We start from the raw sequence: 19,901 nt of genomic DNA on the forward strand, positions 1-19,901 counted from the left end.
CCGGGCTTATTGAGCGACAGGTGTGGCATGGATACGGATCAGGGCAACGCCACCTTCGGCGTACAGCGTGTCGTAGTCGCCTGCGGGGGGCAGTCGATCGGTTCGGGTCAGGGCAAGTTCACCGGGCTCGGCGTTACGTACCGGGGTCGGTCGGCCCAGATAGACGCTGAAGCTCGGCCAGTGGGTTTGCGACTGGATGACGGGTTCCTGATAGGTGCGGGCGAACACGCCGGCATTGCGGATCGGTCCCTGCAGGAGTTCGCCAAGCAGCGGTGCCAGCGCGGCGGAAAGAAACAGGCTGCTGCCCAGGGCGACCATGCCGGCCCGCTGCCAAGCGGCGACGGCGAGCTTCGGTGTGAGCAGGGCGAACAACAGCAGCAGGCCAGCAAACAGCCCGTAATGCCAGGTCAGCAATTCAGGCAGCCGGCTGAGCTGGGCTGCGTAAAAACCGTCGGTGACGCTGGTCTGGCCAAGGATGCTCGGCAGGGCGGCAAACAAGGCCAGCAGCAGCAGGCCGGGAAGGATCGCCCAGCGCGAGCTGACATCGGCGTGGCGGGCCGCCAGCAGCACGAAAAGCGGGGTGCAGCCATACAGGGCATAGTGTGGCAGCTTGGTGCCGGAGAGCGAGAAAAAGACGACGACGAAGCCACACCAGAGCCAGAGGAAGCGAGGCAAGGGTTGCCGGATGTCGTTGCGCAGCCGGCGCAATGCCTGCCACAACCAGGGGAGCCAGGGAAAGATCAGCAGGGGAACGATCAGCACGTAATAGAACAGGCTGCCGCTATGTCCCTCCAGCGTTGTCGAGAAGCGCTGGACGTTGTGCCGCATGAAGAAACCCTGGATGAATGCATCGCCATGGATGGCGTAGGCCGCGATGTACCAGGGCAAGGCAACGGCCAGGAAGATCAACCAGTTGGCCGGCGAGCGCAGCAGTCGCACGAGGGCATCGGTTTGCCGGCTGAACAGTGTCCACAGCAGCATGGTTGCGCCGGGAACCAGCAAGGCAATCGGGCCCTTGGTCAGGAAACCCAGCGCGACCCAGAGCGCGAGTCGACGGGCAGCCCAGGGCGATTTGCCTTCGATATGCCGCCACAGGTCGACCATCGCCAGTGCCAGCAGCAGGTTGAGCAGGGCGTCGGCGGTAGCGGCCCGGCCGATCAACTGGACGCCAAGGCAGGTCAGCACCACCAGGCTGGTCATGAGCGCGGCGTCGCGGCCAAAATGTTCACGCGCAAAGCGCGCCAGGACGATGCACCAGCCGACAGCAGCCAGGGCCGAGGGGAGGCGGAATCCCCATTCGTTGGCGCCGAGCAGACTGACGGAGAGCGCTTGCAGCCAGTAGATCAGGATCGGCTTGTCGAAACGTGCCGAGCCATTGAGCCAGGTGGACAGGTAATCGCCGCGAGCCAGCATTTCCTGGGTGGCGGCGGAAAAGGCGCCTTCGTCGACATCGAACAGCGGGCTGTTGCCGAGAAAGGGAAGCAGCGCCAGGAAGGGCAGGATGATGGGCAGGGCGTCGACCAGACGCTGCTTGCTGATCACCTATTTTCCTCCTGGGGGGCGTGCCATTGGGAGTGTTCCTGCTTGGTCGAGCGGCGCAGGGTGTAGGAGCGCCCGGCGTCGCTGGCGAAGTAGATGCGCGACAGCGTCTCCGCCAGCACACCGGTCAGGATGCACTGGGCGCCGACCAGCAGCGAGAAGAAGCCGACCAGCAACAGCGGGCGGGTACCGATGCTTTCGCCCAGCAGTTTCAGGATGAACAGGTAGGCGATGACCGCCGAGCCTGCGGTCGACAGCATCAGGCCGACGCCGCCGAAGAAGTGTCCGGGGCGGTCACGGAAGCGCATGTAGAAATAGACTGCCAGCAAGTCGAGGATGACGCGGAAGGTCCGGGAAATGCCGTACTTGGACTGGCCCAGCGTGCGCGGATGGTGACTGACCGGCATTTCGGCGATGCGCCGGGGCGAGGTGACCGTGCTCAGCCAGGCGGGAATGAAACGGTGCATTTCACCGAACAGGCGAATCCGTTTGACCACTTCAGCCCGGAATACCTTGAGGCTGCAGCCGTAGTCGTGCAGGCGGACGCCGGTAACCCGGCCGATCAGGCGGTTGGCGATACGCGACGGGATCTTGCGCAGCCACAAGCCGTCCTGACGTTTTTCCCGCCAGCCGGAGACCAGGTCGAGATCTTCGTTGAGCAGCTTGTCGACCATCTTCGGGATGTCGATCGGATCATTCTGCAAATCCCCGTCCAGCGTGACGATGATGTCGCCGGTAGCGGCATCGATGCCGGCCTGCATGGCCGCGGTCTGCTTGAAGTTTCGTGCCAGTTCGAGCAGGTGGACATGGTTGCCCCAGATGCCGGCGGCCTTGCGGATTTCATCGACTGTCCGGTCGCTGCTACCGTCGTCAACCAGGATCAGCTCCCAGGGATACTGATAGTTGCCCAGGCATTCGTGCATGCGGGCAACCAGTGGCGCCACGCAGTCCTCTTCGTTGTAGAGCGGGACGACAATGGAAAGGCTGTGTGAAGGCGTTGGGCGCATGTTCATGACGGTGACTCGGGGTGGGGTGAGGACGATTGCTTATGTCCGGGCAGGAATATCCAGGCCAAAGTCCCGGCCAGGATGGCCAGGGAGAGGGTCAGGCAGTGTAACGCGAAGGCTGACGCCAGTGCTTGTCGCCCCTGTCCTTCAGCCAGATTGACGAGGAAGGCAACGCCCGCTTCGTAGGTGCCGAAACCGGCTACGCCCTGAATCGGCAAGAGCGCGGAAAGCTCCCCGCCGAGCGCGCCGGCGGCGCCGCCGCTGAGGGCGAACCCGCCCAGTGCGGCGAGGACGATGCTCAGACCCAGCAGCTTGCTGCACCAGTTGGCGATGCACCAGCTCCAACTGACCGGGGAGGCATCGATGACCGGGCGGATTTTCTCCAGCAGTCGCGCCAGGCGCGGGTTGCCGGGGCGCCAGCTAGGCAGGTAGGCGTGACCAAGATAGATGGCGACGAGCATGCCGATGCCGGCCATTATTCGCAGGGGCATGGGAATGGCCGGCCAGAGGGCGATTGCCAGTGCGGCCAGAACCAATGCATCCTGGATGCGCAGCCAGAACAGTGTGGCAATCGCTTCCTGTACCGACAGGCCGTAACGTTTCAGCGCCGCCGGCAGGAACAACTCCCCGGCGCGGAAAGGAATGACGTTGATGCTCAGGTTGTGCAGCAGGACAAGGCGCATGTAACCGCTGATTCCGAGCGGGACGCGTGCTTGCAACTGGCTGAACAAGCGGCCGGCGCGGCACAGGTAGGACAGCGACTGGCTGACCAGCAAGGTCAGCAGCAGGCTTGCCGGCAGTGTCGTCAATTGCTTCAGGGCAACCCCGACCATGTCGCTGTGGGTCAGCCACCACAGCAGCAGCAGGGCAATTGCCAGCGACAGCAGATGGCGGATCAGCGCAGCCTTGACCATTCTTTGAGCCCCCATTGACCTGCGACGATTACGCCAAGGCATGCGCAGAAATACTGCACAGGTAACGCCAGGGGATAGCCGGTTGATATGAAAAACAGACTGATGGACGAACCGAGGATCAACAGTGCGATTGCCAGTCTGGCGTGGGCAGTGTCCAGCCAGCGAAGCCTGTTGGCGAAGGCGATGCCGACGGCAGCCGAGAACCAGCCGCCAGCGGCGCCAGCGATCGTGTCGATCGGCCAGTGTGCCCCAACGGCGATGCGCGACAGGCCAGTCAGGATGGCCAGGCTCAGGACTGCCACAGCTGCCAGCGGCGGCGGGCGGCGAGACATCAGGACAATGCCGGCAAAAAGAAAGGCGGTGGCAGTGTGTCCTGAAGGAAAGGAGTGGTTGAGCAACTGGGATCCGATGACGTGCAGTTGGTCCGCCGGCATGACGGCTGCCGGTCGGGGGCCGCCGATCAGATTTTTGAGAATGTTGCTGAAGGCGCCGGTGACGATACCGCCACAGACGCAGGCTAATATCCAGTCGGGCCGGTATTTCCAGGCCAGTACGACGAGTGCGAGCAGCACGCTGCCGTGGCCCAGCATCGTCAGCGAGGCCCAGACTGCGTCTGGCAGGGTTCGCGTGTATTGCTGGAATGCAGACATCATGGCCGGCATGTCGCTGCCATGAACAAGGGCCAGGAGCAACGTGGCGATGGCAAGTGGTAGGATGCGGACTAGCCAGAAATATGTCGCTGCAGTCGTGTCGTTTGCAAGGGCGGGAGTGGCTGGACGATTGGGCGGTAAGTCCGCGGACACGGGAAAGGCCTTGATTTAAATGGGGAAGCAGTCTAGGTTGAGGCGCCATCCTTGTCAAGGATGGCGCATGAGCGCTGGCACGCAGCCGTAAAATCCTGCCAGATTCAATTTTGCTGAGGCGTGATCAAACCTTGAAGCGTATCCGTCACTTTCCGGCGACTTACCCGCTGCCCGACTGGCGCAACTTCGGGGTCATGCTGCGCGTGCTGCTCGGGGTCAATGTGCTGGCGGCGCTTGGGGCGCTGGTTCAGGCGCCGGACCTGCTCTCCTGGGGCGAGCGATTCATGGATCTGGCGTCGATTGTCGAGCCCTTGCTGCTGCTTTGTCTCGGCATCTTGTCCTTGCTGCGCGACGTCCTGTGGCGCTTGCGCCTGCGTCACGGGCAGGCCTGCGTGCTCGCATTGACGGCGGTCATGGCGGGGGCGATGCACGCCTACGCGGCCTCATTGAATCTGGTTGACGGGGCGGTCAGCCGCAGCATCCTGCTGACCCTGGCGACGACGGGCTTGCTGCTCGCCTATTTCGAGCTTCGCTCGCGGGCCTTTTCGCCGGCCCAGGCAGAGGCGCGGCTGGCGGCGCTGAATGCCCGCATCCGGCCGCATTTTCTGTTCAATTCGCTGAACGCCGTGCTGTCGCTGATCCGGGCGCAGCCGCAGCAGGCCGAGGCGGCGCTGGAGTCGCTGTCCGACCTGTTCCGGGCGGCGATGCGCGATCCGGCGGAACTGGTCAGCCTGGCCGACGAAGTTGCGCTTGGCCGGCAGTATCTCGAGCTGGAGCAACTGCGTCTGGGCGAGCGTCTGTCGGCTGAATGGCAGGTCGACGAGACCCTCCTGGGGTTGCCGATCCCGCCGCTGATGCTGCAGCCCTTGCTGGAAAACGCGGTATATCACGGCATCGAGCCGTCGGCGACCGGCGGCGTGGTCAGTGTGCAGATTCGTCGGCGCGGCGACGAACTGCATGTCCGTATCGCCAATCCAACCGTTGCTCAGGCGACGCATGCTGCCGGCAACCACATGGCCCTGGCCAATATCCGCGAACGCCTTGCCTTGTATTACGATCTCGAAGCCCGCCTGGAAACCGAAGCCGGCGACAATTCCTACGAAGTCCGTATCGTCCTGCCATGCCAACGCAAACCCCGCTGAAAATCCTGCTGGTCGATGATGAACCGCCGGCGCGCGAGCGTCTGCGTACCCTGCTTGGCGACATTGCCGGGCAATGCCCGGTCGAGGTTGCCGGCGAAGCGGCCAACGGTGTTCAGGCTTTGGAATTCCTGCAGCAGGCGGCAGTTGACGTCGTGCTCAGCGACATCCGCATGCCGGGCATGGACGGCATCGAACTGGCCTCGCATCTCGGCCGGCTGGACAGGCCGCCGGCGGTGATCTTCACCACGGCATACGACAACTATGCGGTCCAGGCCTTCGACCTCAATGCCGTCGATTACCTGATGAAGCCGGTACGTGCCCAGCGCCTGCTGGCAGCGCTGCAGAAGGTAGCCGGCCAACGCCCGGACAGCGCCCTGTTTGCCGGCATCGGTCAGGTGGTGCGTGGTGGCGGCCGGACCCACCTGTCCTGCCACGAGCGCGGGCGCCTGCTGCTGGTTCCGGTGGCTGAAGTCCTCTACTTCAAGGCCGACCTGAAATACGTCACGGCCCGGACGGTTGAGCGCGAATACCTGCTCGACGAGTCGTTGACCCACCTTGAGGAAGAGTTTCCCGAACGCTTCCTGCGCCTGCACCGCGCCGTGCTGGTCGCGCGCCCGGCGCTGGCAGGGTTCGAAAAGGCAGCCGGCGACGATGCCGAGGCTTATGGTTGGGCGTTGCTGCGCGGCGTTTCCGAAAAACTGCCGGTCAGCCGCCGGCAATGGGCGACTGCCCGTGCCGAACTGACGGCCTAGGCGGCCCGGACGACGCGGATTTCGGGCTGCAGGTGCGGCGCTGCGGTGCGCGGTGCCGCCCGTCGGGGAATGCCGTCTTCATCGAGCAGGCGTTCGACATGGAAAAAGACTTCGTGTCGCGAGAAGGGTTTCTTCATGAAGTCGTCGGCACCGATGCGGGTGCCGAAAAACTGCTCCATGGCCTGCTCGTTGCCGCTCATCATGATCACCGGCGTCTCACGGGTTTGCGGGTCGCGCCGGATGGCACGCAGGGCGGCAAATCCGTTCATGCCCGGCAGCATGATGTCGAGGAAGACCAGTTCCGGCTTCTGTTCGCGTAGGGCGACCAGGCCGGTTTCGGCGTCGAGGCATTCGATGGTTTCGTAGCCGGCCGAGCGCAGGAATTTGCGCAGCACGGCCAGGACCGTCTTGGAGTCGTCGATGATCAGTACGCGCGTGCCGTCGCGGGCGTTCAGTCGCGGCTGTAGCCGTCGTTCAGGCGCCGGGGCTGCCGTCAGTGGCTGACTGGCCGGCACCATCGCCGGACGGCCGAACAATGCCTTGAGCTGGTCGAGTATTCCCATCTGCTGTTCTCCGCTTGGTCACCTGAGTCTTCGGGCGTTCTTTCCGGCGACGATGTCGGCTGTCTCCGGGCGCGAGTCATGTTGTTCGCATTTGATCACGACAAGGGAATAATTTCCAGCAAATTTTCTTGTGGATATCCCTTAGCCCAGTGCCCGGGTAACCACCTCAAGCACGTCGCGCGACAAGCCCTGATGGTCGCGAACGCGCCTCAGCGCGGCCTGTGCATGCGCTTGCCGGCCGGCGTCGAATTTCTTCCAGCGGTCGAAGCAGCGCGCCAGCCGCGAGGCGACCTGCGGGTTGCGGTCGTGCAGCGCCAGAATCTGTTCTGCCATGAAAGCGTAGCCGCTGCCGTCGGCAGCGTTGAAGCGGACCAGGTTGGCGCCGAAGGCGCGGATCAGCGCGTAGATCTTGTTCGGGTTGCCGAGGTCGAAGGCCGGGTGGGCGGTCAGCGCCTTCACCGTGGCCAGGGTGTCCGGCCGGCGGCTGGTCGATTGCACCTGCAGCCACTTGTCGACGACCAGCGCTTCATCCTGCCAGCGGGCGTAGAACTCGGCCAGCGCGCTGTCGCGCTGGCGGCAGTCGGCGGCGTTGATGTTGGCCAGCGCCGCCAGCGCGGCGAACTGGTCGGTCATGTTGTCGGCTTCCCGGAACTGCTTGAACGCCAGTTCGCGCACCGCCTCGCCGTCGAACTCGACCAGGTAGGACAGGCACAGGTTGCGCAGCGCGCGGCGACCGGCATGTTCGCTGCTCGGTGTGTAGGCTTCGCTGACGGTCAGGCTGGCGTAGAGGCCGGCGAACTCGTTTTCGAGCTGTTCGGCGAGATGGCGGCTCAGGCTGTTGCGGGCGGCGTGCAGGGCGTCCGGATCGACCACGCTGATCAGTTCGGCCAGCGTCGTTTCGCCGGGCAGGGTGAGCGCTTCGGCGACGAAAGCGGCACCGCGTTCGGCATGGCTCTGCAGCAACTGGCGGGCGGCGTCGACGAAGCTCGCTGGCCACACCGGTGTGCGGCCGGCGGCGATTTCCGTGCTGGCGGCCAGGATCAGCCGGGTCGCCAGGCGCTGGCCGGCTTCCCAGGCGTTGAACGGGTCGCTCTCATGCGCCAGGAGTACGGTCAGTTGCTCTGGCGTATCGTCGAAATCGAGGTAGACCGGCGCCGAGAAATCGCGCAATAGCGACGGCACCGGCTCTTCGGCAACGTTCTCGAAGACGAAGGACTGGCTGCTCGCGCTCAGTTGCAGCAGGCGCTCGCTGCCCGGCAGCAAGCGGCCATCGGCAGCAAATAGCGCGACCCGGACCGGGATCAGGTAGGGCGCGTCGTCGCTGGCGCGCGGGTTGGACTGGCTCAGGGTCAGCGTGTAGCTGGCGCTGTCGGCATCCCAGAAACCGTCGGCGGCAATGCGCGGCGTGCCAGGCTGGCGGTACCAGCGCATGAATTGCGTGAAGTCGAAACCGCTGGCCGCCGCCATCGCCGCGACGAAATCCTCGCAGGTCACGGCCTGGCCGTCGTGGCGGCGAAAATACTCGTCCATGCCGGCGCGGAAGGCATCGCGGCCGATCAGCGTCTGGATCATGCGGATGACCTCGGCGCCCTTTTCATAGACGGTGGCGGTGTAAAAATTGTTGATCTCGACGAAGCTCTCGGGCCGGATCGGGTGCGCCATCGGGCCGGCGTCCTCGGGGAACTGCGCGGCGCGCAGGCCGCGCACCTCGCGGATGCGGGCAGTCTGGCGGTTGTGCAGGTCGGCGCCGAATTCCTGATCGCGGAATACCGTCAAACCTTCCTTCAACGAGAGCTGGAACCAGTCGCGGCAGGTGACGCGGTTGCCGGTCCAGTTGTGGAAATACTCGTGGGCGACGACCCGGTCGATGTTCTCGAAATCAACGTCGGTGGCGACATCCGGGCGAGCGAGCACATACTTCGTGTTGAAGATGTTGAGGCCCTTGTTCTCCATCGCGCCCATGTTGAAGTCGCCGACGGCGACGATCATGTAGTGGTCGAGGTCGCATTCGAGGCCGAAGCGTTCCTCGTCCCACTTCATGGATTTTTTCAGCGCCGCCATCGCGTGCGGGCACTGGTCGAGCTTGCCGGGTTCGACGTAGATGGCGAGTTGAACCTCGCGCCCGGAGGCGGTGCGGAAAGTGTCGCGCAGCACGTCGAGCTTGCCGGCGACCAGCGCGAACAGGTAGGCCGGTTTGCGGAAGGGGTCGGCCCAGGTCGCCCAGTGGCGACCATTGGCCTCGTCGCCGCTGGCGACCGGATTGCCGTTGGCGAGCAGCACCGGGAAGGTCGCGCGGTCGGCGTGCAGGGTCACGGTATAGGTGGACATCACGTCCGGCCGGTCCATGAACCAGGTGATGCGGCGGAAACCCTGCGCCTCGCACTGCGTGAAATAACCGTCCTTGGACCGGTACATGCCGGACAGGCGGGTGTTGTTGTCCGGCTGGATGCGCACCACGGTGCGCAGCGTGCAGGACGCCGGCAGATCGTTCAGGGTCAGCGAAGTGGCGCTGGCGAGGTAGGGGTGCTCACGACCATCGACCGATACCGCCAGCGTCTCCAGCTCCTCGCCGTCCAGGACCAGCGGCTGGTCGGCCACCGCCGGATTGCGGCGCAAGGTCTGCGTGGCGCTGACGACGGTGCCGTCGGCTTCGATCGAAACGTCGAGGTCGACCGTGTCGACCAGCCAGGCGGGCGGGGTGTAGTCCTTCAGGTAAATCGTTTGCGGGGTGTCGGTTTTCATTGTCTGGTCTGGTGCGCTGGGCAGGGGCGAAGCGGCCGATGATACGCCAGTGTCCGGGGTGCGACGATATGTCACATTCTCCAATGGGTGCCGGCTGGCTACCATCCGCCTCCTTCCGACAGCCAGTGGTAGTGGGCCGCAGGTCTGGTCGGTGATGTCTTTCCGGGGGAACGGATGCGGATTCATGAATCGATCGGGCGTGGTGCCCTGAAACCTTTGTCGCTGGCGTTCTTGCTGGCTTTTCCGCTGGTCTCGCTGGCGGCCGACAGCGTTCTCGATGAGATGACCGTGACCGACAGTGCACTCGGCGATCCACTCGATCTGGGGCGACAACACCAGACCGGCAGCCGCTTGGGCTTGAGCATTCGTGAAACGCCGGCTTCGGTGACGGTGGTGGACCGCGAAACCCTGGAGCGACGTGGCGTTGAGTCGACCAAGGAGGCGCTGAACAGCGTGCCGGGCATCACTTCTTCTTCGGCGCCGGGGTCGCCGGGGGCGGTGTTCTATCGTGGCTTTGGCGGCGCCAGCGTGACCCAGTTGTTCAACAGTATTACCGTGCAATACGACGCCATTGCCGGGCGGGCGGTCGATAGCTGGATCTATGACCGGGTCGAGGCCGTTGGCGGGGCTTCCGGTTTTCTGCATGGTGCCGGGGCGGTGGGCGGCACGATCAATTACGTGACTCGCCTGGCCAGTACCGAGGGTGATTTGACCGACCTGAAAGCCGCTTACGGCCGCTTCGACGCGCGTCAGTTGGCGGTCGGCGCTAATCGCCGGATCGGCGACAATCAGGCGCTGCGCCTCGACGTCAATCGCAGCGCCGTTAATGGCTGGAGCGATGGTAGCAAGCGCAACGCCGGTGAAGTCGCAGCGTCCTGGCTGGCCAGGCTGACGCCGGCCCTGACGCATACCCTGGCGCTGGAATACCAGAACGAGAAAGTGGATCGTCCCTACTGGGGGACGCCCATCCTCAAGCCGGTCGGCAGCCGTGTCAGCATCGACGAGGGAACGCGCTTCAAGAATTACAACTCGGCCGACGGCATCTACGAGCAGACCGTGCGTTGGGCGCGCTCGATCCTTGAATACAAGGCGGGCGAGCGGCTCAAGCTGCGCAACACGATCTACCATTACGACGCCTTGCGCGACTATCGCAATGTCGAAACCTATGCCTTCAATGCCACCAACACCGGCGTCATTCGCTCGAATGCGCTGCTGCAGCGCCACGACCAGACCCTGAGCGGCAACCGTTTCGAATTCACCTGGCAGGATAGCCTGGGTGGCCGACCGACGACCTGGGCGGGCGGTGTCGATTACAGCATCAACAAACAGACGCGTTTCCCGTTGTCGGTCGCCGGGCCGTTTGGCACGGTCGATCCCTATGACTTCACGACCGAGAATTTCTTCAGCCTGCCGGGCGTGACGCCGGGTTTCAATCCGGATCGCAGCAACCGGGTGAAGACGCTGGCTGCCTTCCTCGAGAACCGTACCTTGCTGACCCCGGCGCTCTCCTTGCTGACCGGGCTGCGGCATGACCGCATCGATCTGGAAGTGACCAACCACCGCACGGTGACGGCGACCAATCCGGCATTTTTCGCTCGTCGCTATACCCCGACCACCGGGCGCATTGCGCTCGCCTGGGATGTCACGCCGAATGCCAATGTCTATGTGCAGTACAGTACGGCCGCCGATCCGCCGTCCGGCATCCTGACCACCGCCACCTTCACCCAGGTGCGCGACTTCGATCTGACCACCGGCAAACAATGGGAAATTGGCAGCAAATTTTCCTTTGCCGACGGCCGGGGTAACGGCACAGTGGCGTACTACGACATCGTCCGGCGCAATATCGCAGTCAGCGATCCGAGCAATCCGGGAACGACAATTCCAGTCGGTCAGCAGTCGTCGCGCGGCATCGAAGTGGCGCTTGCTTACCGGATCGTTCCTGCCTTGCAGGTGGCCGGCAACCTGTCGCTGGTCGATGCGCAATATGATGAGTTCAACGAAACCGTTGGCGGTGTGGCTGTCTCGCGGGCCGGCAACCGGCCGAGCAATGTTCCTAAGCGGGTCGGCAATCTGTGGCTGACCTACCGCCCGCTGGCGAAGCTTGAACTGGGCAGCGATCTGCGTCATGTCTCAGCGCGTTATGCCGATTCGGCAAATACCCTGAGCGGCGAAGCCTATACCCTGCTCGGGGCCTACGCCAGTTACCAGTTCGACCGCCGGACGCGCATCGTCTTGCGCGGCAAGAATCTGACCGACAAGATTTATGCCGAAAGTTTCTCCGGGACCAACATGGTTTACTTGGGGCGTCCGCGCACGGTCGACCTGTCGATCATGACCAGTTTCTGAGCCGGGCATGAAGCGCTATCTCTACCTGGCGCATCGCTGGCTAGGCATCCTGTTGTGCGTGTTCATGGCGCTCTGGTTCCTGTCCGGCGTCGTCATGATGTACGTCGGTTATCCGAAACTGACGCCGCAGGAACACTGGCAACGTCTGCCGGTGCTTGACGGCGGCGCCTGCTGCCTGGCGGCGGGCGAGGCGCTGGCCGCTTTGCCGACAGGCAGCGTGGTGCGCACTTTGCGGCTGACCTCGATTGCCGGCACACCGGTCTACGTGGCGACCCTGGACAAGAACCGCTTCGCCGCCATCGATGGCCGTAGCGGTGCCTTGCGGCCACTCGCGGACGCGGCCTTGGCGGTGCAGTCGGCGCAGGCTTTCATGCCCGTCATGGCGACGTATGCGGGCTTGGTCGACGAAGACGCCTGGACTCATTCGCGAGTGCTGGACGGGCATCGTCCGCTGCACCGGGTGGACATGCAGGACGAAGCGCGGACCCGGCTGTATGTGTCCAGCGTCACCGGCGAAGTGGTCCGCGATGCAACGTTGACGGAACGCCGGTGGAACTGGATCGGCGCCTGGCTGCACTGGTTGTACCCGCTACGCGGCGGCTGGTTCGACGACTGGTGGAGCGGCATCGTCATCTATTCCTCGCTGGCTGCGACCGTGCTCGGGCTGACCGGCCTCTGGGCCGGCTGCCTGCGCTGGCGCCGTCGCCCCTACGCCAGCGGCAGTCACAGCCCTTACCGGGCGCCCTGGGCGCGTTGGCACCACTGGCTGGGTCTGGCGTTCGGCGGGCTGATCGTGACCTGGATCGCCAGTGGCCTGCTTTCGATGAATCCCTGGAAAATCTTCGATGCCGGTGGGCCGCGTCCGCCCATGCCGGTGGTGCAAGTGGCCGACAACGAAATGAGTCCCGCTGCCATGCTTGCTTGCCTGGAAGAAGCCGCCGGGTTTGCGGCCAGCGAACTGAGCTGGGTGCGGCTGGCCGACGAATCTTTCATTCTCGCCCGCGCTGCCGGGGGCAGTAGTCGCCTGTTGTCGCCCGGACGCTGCGCACCGTTTCGCGAGCATGAGCAGGCCAGTCTGCTGGCGGCGGGTGCCGCCATGCTGCCGCATGCCCGGGTGAGCGATGTCTTCGTCCAGCAGGCCTACGACTGGCACTATTATTCCCGGGCAGAGCACACCATGGGCGGACACCAGAACCGTCCCTTGCCGGTGCTGCGCCTGCAGTTCGACGATCCTGCGCAGACCTGGCTTTACCTCGATCCACGCAGCGGTGCCGTGGTGCAGCGCCTGAACAGTCATGGTCGGGTCAAGCGCTGGCTGTTTGCCCTGCTGCATAGCTGGGACTGGCAGCCTCTGCTGGCGCGTCGGCCGTTGTGGGACCTCTTGCTGATCGTCGGTAGTCTCGGGGGCTTTGCCGTCAGCGTCAGTGGCGTGGTGCTCGGTTGGCGACGCCTGTGTCGACGGTGACCTGGCCCGGGCTGCGACGATTTGTCGCAGTCGAGGCGTGCGTCGGGCGGGTGCCAGCGCCCGGCTTCTTGCGTATCATCCCGAGTCTTCAAAGATCCCCACCGCTTATCGTGAGTCGTCGGTCATCTCCTGTTGTTCCGCCACAGACCCGCGCCACCCGCTGGCTGGGGATTGCCTTCGTCCTGATCGCGCACGTCCTGGTCATCGGGTGGCTGATGGCGCAGCGCTTGTTGCCGATGCCCGACGAGGCGGTGACCCTGATGGTCAATTTCATCGCGCCGCCGGCTCTGCAGCAGGCGGCGCCCAAACCGGCGCCGAAGCCGCCTGAACCGAAGCCTTTACCCAAACAGCCGGCACAGCAACTGGTGGCGCAGGCGCCGGTGCTCAGTCCGGCCGAGCCGGTGGCGCCGCCGCTGCCCGAAGTGCCGGTGGTCGAGTCGGCGCCGGCAGCACCGGCGATGCCCTTGCCGGCCGGGCCGGTGGCCTTGGGCGGCGAGTTGTCGGTGGTCTGTCCCGAGCGGCGGTCACCGGCCTACCCGCCGATGTCGCGGCGTCTGGGCGAAACCGGCAAAGTGGTGTTGCGGGTGACCCTGAATGCCCAGGGGCGGGTGGCCAAGGCGACGGTCAATCAAAGCAGCGGTTTCAACCGCCTCGACGAGGCGGCGCTGGCGGCGGTGCGCGAATGGCGGTGCACGCCGGCGCAACGCAATGGTCAGGCGGTCGAGGCGACCGCTTTGCAACCTTTCAATTTCGTACTTGAAGGATAGGATTCATGGAGCAGTCGGTCGTCGTGGAAGGTCTGGGCTTCGCCCATTTTCTCGGGCATCTCGATGGCGTCGGGCGGGTCGTGCTCGGCCTGTTGCTGCTGATGTCGGTGGCCAGTTGGTACCTGATCGTCACCCGTTGGCTGGGTAATTTCCTGGCCCAGCGGCAGGCTGAGGCCTTTCTCAAGCGGTTCTGGCAGGGCGGTTCGCGCAGCGAACTGGCGGCGCGCCTGCACGCCGAAAAGATCGACAACGCCTTTGCCCGGCTGGCGCTCGACGCGGTCGATGCGGCCGAGGAAGCGGCGCGGGGTGAGGACAGCCTGAAGACGGCCGGCGGCCTGGCCGAGTACCTTACGCGCACGCTGAACAACGCCATCGACCAGGAAGCCGCTGCCGCCGAGCATGGCCTGACGGTGCTTGCTTCGGCCGGTTCGGCAGCGCCCTACATCGGCCTGTTCGGCACCGTCTGGGGCATCTATCACGCGCTGGTGCAGATCGGTCTGTCCGGCCAGGGTACGCTCGACAAGGTCGCCGGACCGGTCGGCGAAGCGCTGATCATGACCGCGCTCGGTCTGGCCGTGGCGATTCCGGCGGTGCTTGCCTACAACGCTTTCAGCCGGCGCAACAGACTGTGGCTGGCGCGTCTGGAAGGTTTTGCCCACGACCTCTACGTGCTGCTCACCGTCCGCAACGACGGGGCGGGCAGGGGCGCCTGATGGCCGGGGGCGATTTCCGCCGCTATCGCGGTCAGGCGCATGGCACGCCGAAAGCCGAGATGAACGTCGTTCCGCTGGTCGATGTGATGCTGGTGCTGCTGGTCATCTTCATCGTCACCGCGCCGCTGCTCACGCATGCGGTCAAGATCGACCTGCCCAAGGCGTCGAGTGCGGTCAATCTGACCAAGCCCGAGCACATCGAATTTGGCCTGCGCGAGAACGGCGAGATGTTCTGGAACGGCGAGCCGGTGACGCTGGCCGAGCTGCCGGCGCGCTGCGCCGCCGCCGCCGGCCAGGATGTGGCGCCGGAGCTGCATATCCGCGCCGACCGGCTGGTGCCCTACGAGCAGGTGGCGCAGGTGATGGCGATTGCCGCGCGTTCCGGGCTAAGCAAGATCGGTTTCGTCAGCGATCCGTCCCATTAGGGGAAATCCTCGCTTGTTCCCGCTGTCCAACGAGGCATAATCGCGGAGACTTGTTGTGGATGAGGTGCTGGATGGGTGAACGGCGACACATCGTTGCCCTGGTATTGCTGCCGACCTTGCTGTCGCTGGCATTGCTCCTCTTTTTCCTGCGCGGCTCGCTGCACGAATGGGCCGTCGAGCGTTGGGCCGAAGACAACCAGGCTTTTGTCGATGCCTTGGCAGCACGGCTGGACGCGGAGATCGAGCAGCCTTTGCAAATGCTCAAGCTGGTCGCCAGCAACCGGGCATTCCGGCATCTCGCCGAACGCCAGGCCATCGATCTTGCCTTGAACGGCATTCCCGAACACCTCGATCCTGAAAAACACGAAATTCTGGAGAGCCTGCGTAAAACCGGTGGTTTTTCGGTGTTGTTCGTGCTGACGCCAGAGGGCGATCACTACATTTCGCACCCTTACAGCGTGCAATTGGCGCTGCGCAAGTACAACCTGGCCGATCGCCCCTATTTCCAGCAGGCAACGACATTCAAGGAAGCCGTGGTGTCCGGCGGCTTTGTTGGTGCTGACGGCGTGCCGGCGGTGGCCATCGACGTGCCGGTGCTCGACGCTGATGGGAAGATCATCCTGCATCTGGGCGGCGTCCTGCATCTGTCACGCTTGAGCGGCTTGCTGATTGCCGACAAGATCAGCCCGTTCGAGCGGGCGGCCTTGTATGACCGTGAGGGCCGGCGAGTGGCAGATTCGCGGCATGGTACGGCGCAGGAGCTGATTACCCACGCCTTGCCGCCGGTGGTGCCCGGCATGGTCCGGGTGGCCGACGCCGATGGCGAGGCCTGGTTGCGCTTCGCCGTCGCCTTGCGCCACGGTTGGGTGTTGACCCTGGAACGTAGCGAAGCCTCCCTGAATGCGGCCATCGGGCCGCAGGTCTATCGGGTCATGCAGCTGGTGGCGTTGATGGTGCTGGTGCCCAGTCTGATCGGCATGCTGCTCGCCTTCCGTTTCAGTCGTCGCTGGCGGCGCGCCGACCAAGCCTTGCTGCAGGCCAATCAGGAGCTTGAGCAGCGTGTCAGCGAACGGACGCGGGCCTTGCAACTGTCCGAGGCACGCTTCCGGACCTTGTTCGAGTCGACCGGGGAAACGGTATTGATCCTTGATGGTTTGAGGATCGTCGACTGCAATCCGGCCGCGGCGACGCTGTTCGGTGCAAGCGACCAGAGTGCTCTGCTGGGCAGTACGCCACTTGATTTTTCTCCGGAAAATCAGCCTGATGGTCAGTCATCGTTGGTGTTGGCCAGAGAAGTGACTGCGCTGGCGCTGGCCGGCGAAAATCCGCGCTTTGAATGGATGCACCGACGCATCGACAACCGCCAGCCCTTCATCGCCGAAGTGATATTGGGGCGAATCAAGCTCGATGACCGGGTGCTGATCCAGTGTAGTCTGCGCGACATGACCGAGCGTCGACGTATCGAAACCGAACTCGCGGCGCACCGTGAGCATCTGGAACAACTGGTCGAACGGCGCACGGCCGAACTGGCGCAAGCCAAGCAACTGGCGGAAAGCGCCAGTGTCGCCAAGAGTGCGTTCCTGGCCAACATGAGCCATGAAATCCGCACGCCGATGAATGCCATTCTGGGCATGGCCCGGTTGGTCCGCAAGGGGGGATTGAACGACGAGCAACTCGGGCAGATGAGTAAGCTGGAGGCGGCCAGCGATCACCTGCTCGAAATCATCAACGCCGTGCTCGATTTGTCCAAGATCGAGGCCGGGCGGTTTACGCTGGATTCGGCGCCGCTGCGGGTGTCGGCATTGGTTGCCAACGTGGTGTCGATGATGCAGGAGCGAGCGCGCAGCAAGGGTCTCGTGCTCGATGCCGAGGTCGCCGAAATACCCGGTAACCTGCTTGGCGACGCCACGCGGGTGCAGCAGGCCCTGCTCAATTACGTCAGCAATTCAGTCAAGTTCACCGAGCGCGGCAGGGTTGCCATCAGGGTAATCGTCGAGGACGACAGCAGGGTGTCGGTGCGCTTGCGTTTCGAAGTCGAGGATACTGGCGTCGGTATCAGCGAAGAAGCGCTGGGCCGACTCTTTTCAGCCTTCGAGCAGGCCGATGCCTCGATCACCCGCCATTACGGCGGCACCGGCCTGGGGCTGGCGATTACCCGCAAGCTGGCCGTGCTCATGGGCGGCGATGCTGGTGCCCGCAGCACGCCGGGGGTCGGCAGCCTGTTCTGGTTCACCGTCAGCCTGCAACGCGACCAGGCTGCCGAGGTGCAGGCCGATCTGCCGGTCGACGACGCGGAAGAAATCCTGCGCCGGGATTTTGCCGGCCGTCGCGTGCTGCTGGTCGAGGATGAGCCGATCAACCGCGAAATTGCGTTGCTGATGCTTGAGGATGCCGGGCTGTCGGTCGATCAGGCCGAGGATGGCGGACAGGCGGTGACCATGGCGGCGAATGGCGCCTACGACCTGATCCTGATGGACATGCAGATGCCGACCATGGACGGCATCGAGGCGACCCGGCGTATCCGCGAGTTGCCGGCGTGCCGGGCGGTGCCGATCCTGGCGATGACCGCCAATGCCTTTGCCGAAGACCGCGCCCGCTGCCTGGCGGCGGGCATGGACGATTTCATGGCCAAGCCGGTCGTGCCCGAGCGGCTGTACGCGATGCTGCTGCGTTACCTGTCCGCGCCTCGTTCGTCCTGACGTCGGCGCCACACCTGCCAGCGTTCGCGGCCGGCGAAGACCGGGATCGAATCGGCGACCGGGCGATCTTCGATGCGCTCGAACGCCGGTAGCAGCAGCGTGTCGAGCTGCTCCGGCTGGATGCCGAACGGTGGGCCCTTCAATTGCTCGCAGACGAAGAAATAGCCGGCCAGCAGGCCGCCTGAGGGCAGCAGCGCTGCTACCTTGCCGGCCCAGTCCGTCCACAGCTTGCGCGGCAGGGCGCAGAGGAAGGCGCGTTCGTAGATCAGCGTCGGCGGCGTGGCCGGGGCGTAGCTGAAGAAATCGGCACAGACCAGTTCGACGGCGTGTCCGGCCAGTACCTCGCGGGCCCGGGCGACGGCGACCGGCGAGAAATCGAGGGCGGTGACCGGCCAGCCGGCGGCGGCCAATCGGGCGGCTTCCCAGCCGCTGCCGCAACCTGGAATCAGCGTGTTCATCGGGGTTTGCCGGGGGCTGACGAAGGCGTCGAAATCCGCCGGTACACAACCGGCATCCCAGGGAGTGACCCCTTCAGCGAAGCGTTTGCACCAGAAATCCGGATGTTCCGGCCGCTGTGCCGGCACCTTGTCCTGTTCGCTCATGGCTTGCGTTGCAGTGCCCGGGTCGATTGTTCGATGGCCGCTTCGAGGTAGCTCTGGTAGAAGTCCGGCAGGCGAGCGCCGACGATGGGTTCGTGGAGTTGCCGGCCGTCCGGCCCGTAAAAGGCGACGACCGGCACCAGGCGGATCTTTTCTGCGGCAGCAAAGCGGGCGTGCGTGGTGTCGCGCCCGGCGAAGTCGGTCAGCGCGGCGTTGCTGTCCTGGGCGACCTCACGGACGACCACCCGCCCGGCGTAACGCGGATCGACCGCCAGCGGGCCGAGGAAGTCGCGCTTGATGGTCTTGCAGAAGCTGCAGTCGGCCCGGCTGTAAAGAATGATCAGCGGGCCGCCGGCCTTCGCCGCCTGGCGGGCTTCGGCGTCAAGGTGGCTGGCCTGGGCAAGCTGGGGCGCGGCGGGGGCGGTCAGGGGCAGGCATGCTAGAATCAGCCCCCCAAACAGCACGCTCCAAGACTTCCAGGATTGCCTCATGTCTGCTCCGTCGAAAATCATCATCGCCTCCCGTGAATCCCGTCTGGCCATGTGGCAGGCGGTGCATGTCCGGGATCGTCTGTCGAGTTTAAATCCCGCTGCGGAAGTTGTCATTCTCGGCATGACCACCAAGGGCGATCAGATTCTCGACCGGCCGCTGGCCGAGATCGGCGGCAAGGGGCTGTTCATCAAGGAACTCGAAGTGGCGATGCAGGAAGGCCGGGCGCACCTGGCCGTGCATTCGATGAAGGATGTGCCCATGGTGATGCCGGAAGGCTTCGTCCTGGCCGCCATCTCGGCCCGCGAGAATCCGCGTGACGCTTTCGTCTCGAACAAGTATGCCGGCCTCGACGCGTTGCCGGCCGGTGCCGTCGTCGGTACTTCCAGCCTGCGCCGCGAGGCCGTCCTGCGCGCCAGATACCCGCAACTGGTGATCAAGAGCCTGCGCGGCAATCTCGACACCCGGCTGAAGAAGCTCGACGCCGGCGAATACGATGCGATCATCCTGGCCGCCGCCGGCCTGATCCGTCTCGGCCTGAAGGACCGGATCAAGACCGTTCTGACGCCGGAACAGTCGCTGCCGGCACCGGGCCAGGGCGCGCTGGGGATCGAACTGGTCGACGGCGATGCGGCCATGGCCGCCGTCGTCGCGCCGCTCAACGACGCCGAGACGGCGCACTGCGTCAAGGCCGAGCGCGCCCTGTCCCGTGCCCTGGGTGGTTCCTGCCAGGTGCCGCTGGGCGGCTACGCGATCATCGACAACGGCCAGTTGTGGCTGCGCGGCTTCGTCGCCAGCGTCGACGGCACGCAGATGGTCAGCGGCGAAGTCCGTGGCAATCCTGCCGATGACGAAGCTCTGGGGCGCCAGCTCGCCGATGTCCTGCGTGCCCAAGGGGCAGAAGCCATCCTGGCGGCACTGGCCTGTCACAAGTAA

At 64.6% G+C, this 19,901-nt stretch carries 17 protein-coding genes; 9 read left to right on the top strand and 8 right to left on the bottom strand.

Translation table 11 applies throughout. The features are described from left to right. Positions 1–6: 6 nt before the first annotated feature. The 4 genes from G471_RS0104325 to G471_RS18240 are packed head-to-tail and all read right to left on the bottom strand — an operon-like array spanning position 7 to position 4,122. Positions 7–1,542, bottom strand: coding sequence for an ArnT family glycosyltransferase (locus tag G471_RS0104325; RefSeq protein WP_051295281.1), 1,536 nt, complete (start codon positions 1,540–1,542; stop codon positions 7–9). Further along, on the bottom strand, positions 1,539–2,552 hold the full coding sequence (locus tag G471_RS16685) for a glycosyltransferase family 2 protein (protein WP_043420874.1): 1,014 nt from the start codon (positions 2,550–2,552) through the stop codon (positions 1,539–1,541). Before G471_RS16685 ends, G471_RS0104325 begins: the two co-directional genes overlap by 4 nt. Further along, a complete protein-coding gene (locus G471_RS16690; protein ID WP_157272443.1) occupies positions 2,549–3,475 on the bottom strand; it encodes a lysylphosphatidylglycerol synthase domain-containing protein in 927 nt (308 codons plus the stop codon). Before G471_RS16690 ends, G471_RS16685 begins: the two co-directional genes overlap by 4 nt. Beyond that, entirely contained in the window at positions 3,442–4,122 is a 681-nt protein-coding gene (locus G471_RS18240) for a phosphatase PAP2 family protein (protein ID WP_157272444.1), read from the bottom strand. The genes G471_RS16690 and G471_RS18240 overlap by 34 nt, the downstream gene beginning before the upstream one ends. A 272-nt stretch (positions 4,123–4,394) precedes the next feature. Here G471_RS18240 and G471_RS0104345 point away from each other — a divergent pair, with 272 nt between their 5' ends. Beyond that, a complete protein-coding gene (locus G471_RS0104345) occupies positions 4,395–5,405 on the top strand; it encodes a sensor histidine kinase (RefSeq protein WP_245580503.1) in 1,011 nt (336 codons plus the stop codon). Beyond that, positions 5,384–6,157, top strand: a complete 774-nt coding sequence (locus tag G471_RS0104350; protein ID WP_028994247.1) for a LytR/AlgR family response regulator transcription factor — start codon at positions 5,384–5,386, stop codon at positions 6,155–6,157. The genes G471_RS0104345 and G471_RS0104350 overlap by 22 nt, the downstream gene beginning before the upstream one ends. Here the strand turns inward: G471_RS0104350 and G471_RS16700 are convergent. Beyond that, positions 6,154–6,720 (bottom strand): response regulator, encoded by a 567-nt coding sequence (locus G471_RS16700; RefSeq protein WP_081700100.1) that lies wholly within the window; start codon positions 6,718–6,720, stop codon positions 6,154–6,156. The genes G471_RS0104350 and G471_RS16700 overlap by 4 nt on opposite strands. Positions 6,721–6,861: 141 nt before the next feature. Then, complete coding sequence (gene pepN / locus G471_RS0104360; protein ID WP_028994248.1) at positions 6,862–9,462, bottom strand: aminopeptidase N; 2,601 nt, start codon at positions 9,460–9,462, stop codon at positions 6,862–6,864. A 174-nt stretch (positions 9,463–9,636) separates the two neighbouring features. On the opposite strand from pepN, the gene G471_RS0104365 reads away from it, so the two are divergent. From G471_RS0104365 to G471_RS18245, 6 genes are all read left to right on the top strand, one after another. Next, complete coding sequence (locus tag G471_RS0104365; protein ID WP_028994249.1) at positions 9,637–11,808, top strand: TonB-dependent receptor; 2,172 nt, start codon at positions 9,637–9,639, stop codon at positions 11,806–11,808. Positions 11,809–11,815: 7 nt separating this feature from the next. Continuing rightward, positions 11,816–13,273, top strand: a complete 1,458-nt coding sequence (locus G471_RS0104370; RefSeq protein ID WP_028994250.1) for a PepSY domain-containing protein — start codon at positions 11,816–11,818, stop codon at positions 13,271–13,273. A gap of 110 nt (positions 13,274–13,383) precedes the next feature. Further along, positions 13,384–14,040 carry an energy transducer TonB gene (locus tag G471_RS0104375; protein ID WP_051295284.1) on the top strand — a complete coding sequence of 219 codons (657 nt, stop codon included), beginning with the start codon at positions 13,384–13,386 and terminating at the stop codon, positions 14,038–14,040. Positions 14,041–14,045: 5 nt separating this feature from the next. Then, positions 14,046–14,753, top strand: coding sequence for a MotA/TolQ/ExbB proton channel family protein (locus G471_RS16705; protein ID WP_043420876.1), 708 nt, complete (start codon positions 14,046–14,048; stop codon positions 14,751–14,753). Continuing rightward, entirely contained in the window at positions 14,753–15,178 is a 426-nt protein-coding gene (locus G471_RS0104385) for an ExbD/TolR family protein (RefSeq protein WP_028994252.1), read from the top strand. Before G471_RS16705 ends, G471_RS0104385 begins: the two co-directional genes overlap by 1 nt. A gap of 71 nt (positions 15,179–15,249) precedes the next feature. Further along, positions 15,250–17,877, top strand: a complete 2,628-nt coding sequence (locus G471_RS18245) for a response regulator (RefSeq protein ID WP_051295285.1) — start codon at positions 15,250–15,252, stop codon at positions 17,875–17,877. Here G471_RS18245 and G471_RS0104395 read toward each other — a convergent pair. Both G471_RS0104395 and G471_RS0104400 read right to left on the bottom strand, forming a co-directional pair. Then, entirely contained in the window at positions 17,850–18,479 is a 630-nt protein-coding gene (locus G471_RS0104395) for a methyltransferase domain-containing protein (protein WP_028994253.1), read from the bottom strand. The genes G471_RS18245 and G471_RS0104395 overlap by 28 nt on opposite strands. Further along, on the bottom strand, positions 18,476–18,967 hold the full coding sequence (locus G471_RS0104400; RefSeq protein WP_157272445.1) for a thioredoxin family protein: 492 nt from the start codon (positions 18,965–18,967) through the stop codon (positions 18,476–18,478). The genes G471_RS0104395 and G471_RS0104400 overlap by 4 nt, the downstream gene beginning before the upstream one ends. On the opposite strand from G471_RS0104400, the gene hemC reads away from it, so the two are divergent. Then, positions 18,966–19,901 (top strand): hydroxymethylbilane synthase, encoded by a 936-nt coding sequence (gene hemC / locus G471_RS0104405; protein WP_028994255.1) that lies wholly within the window; start codon positions 18,966–18,968, stop codon positions 19,899–19,901. The two genes, G471_RS0104400 and hemC, sit on opposite strands and share 2 nt — an antisense overlap.

Source organism: Azonexus hydrophilus DSM 23864, assembly GCF_000429605.1.
GTDB classification, from domain to species: Bacteria; Pseudomonadota; Gammaproteobacteria; order Burkholderiales; family Rhodocyclaceae; genus Azonexus; species Azonexus hydrophilus.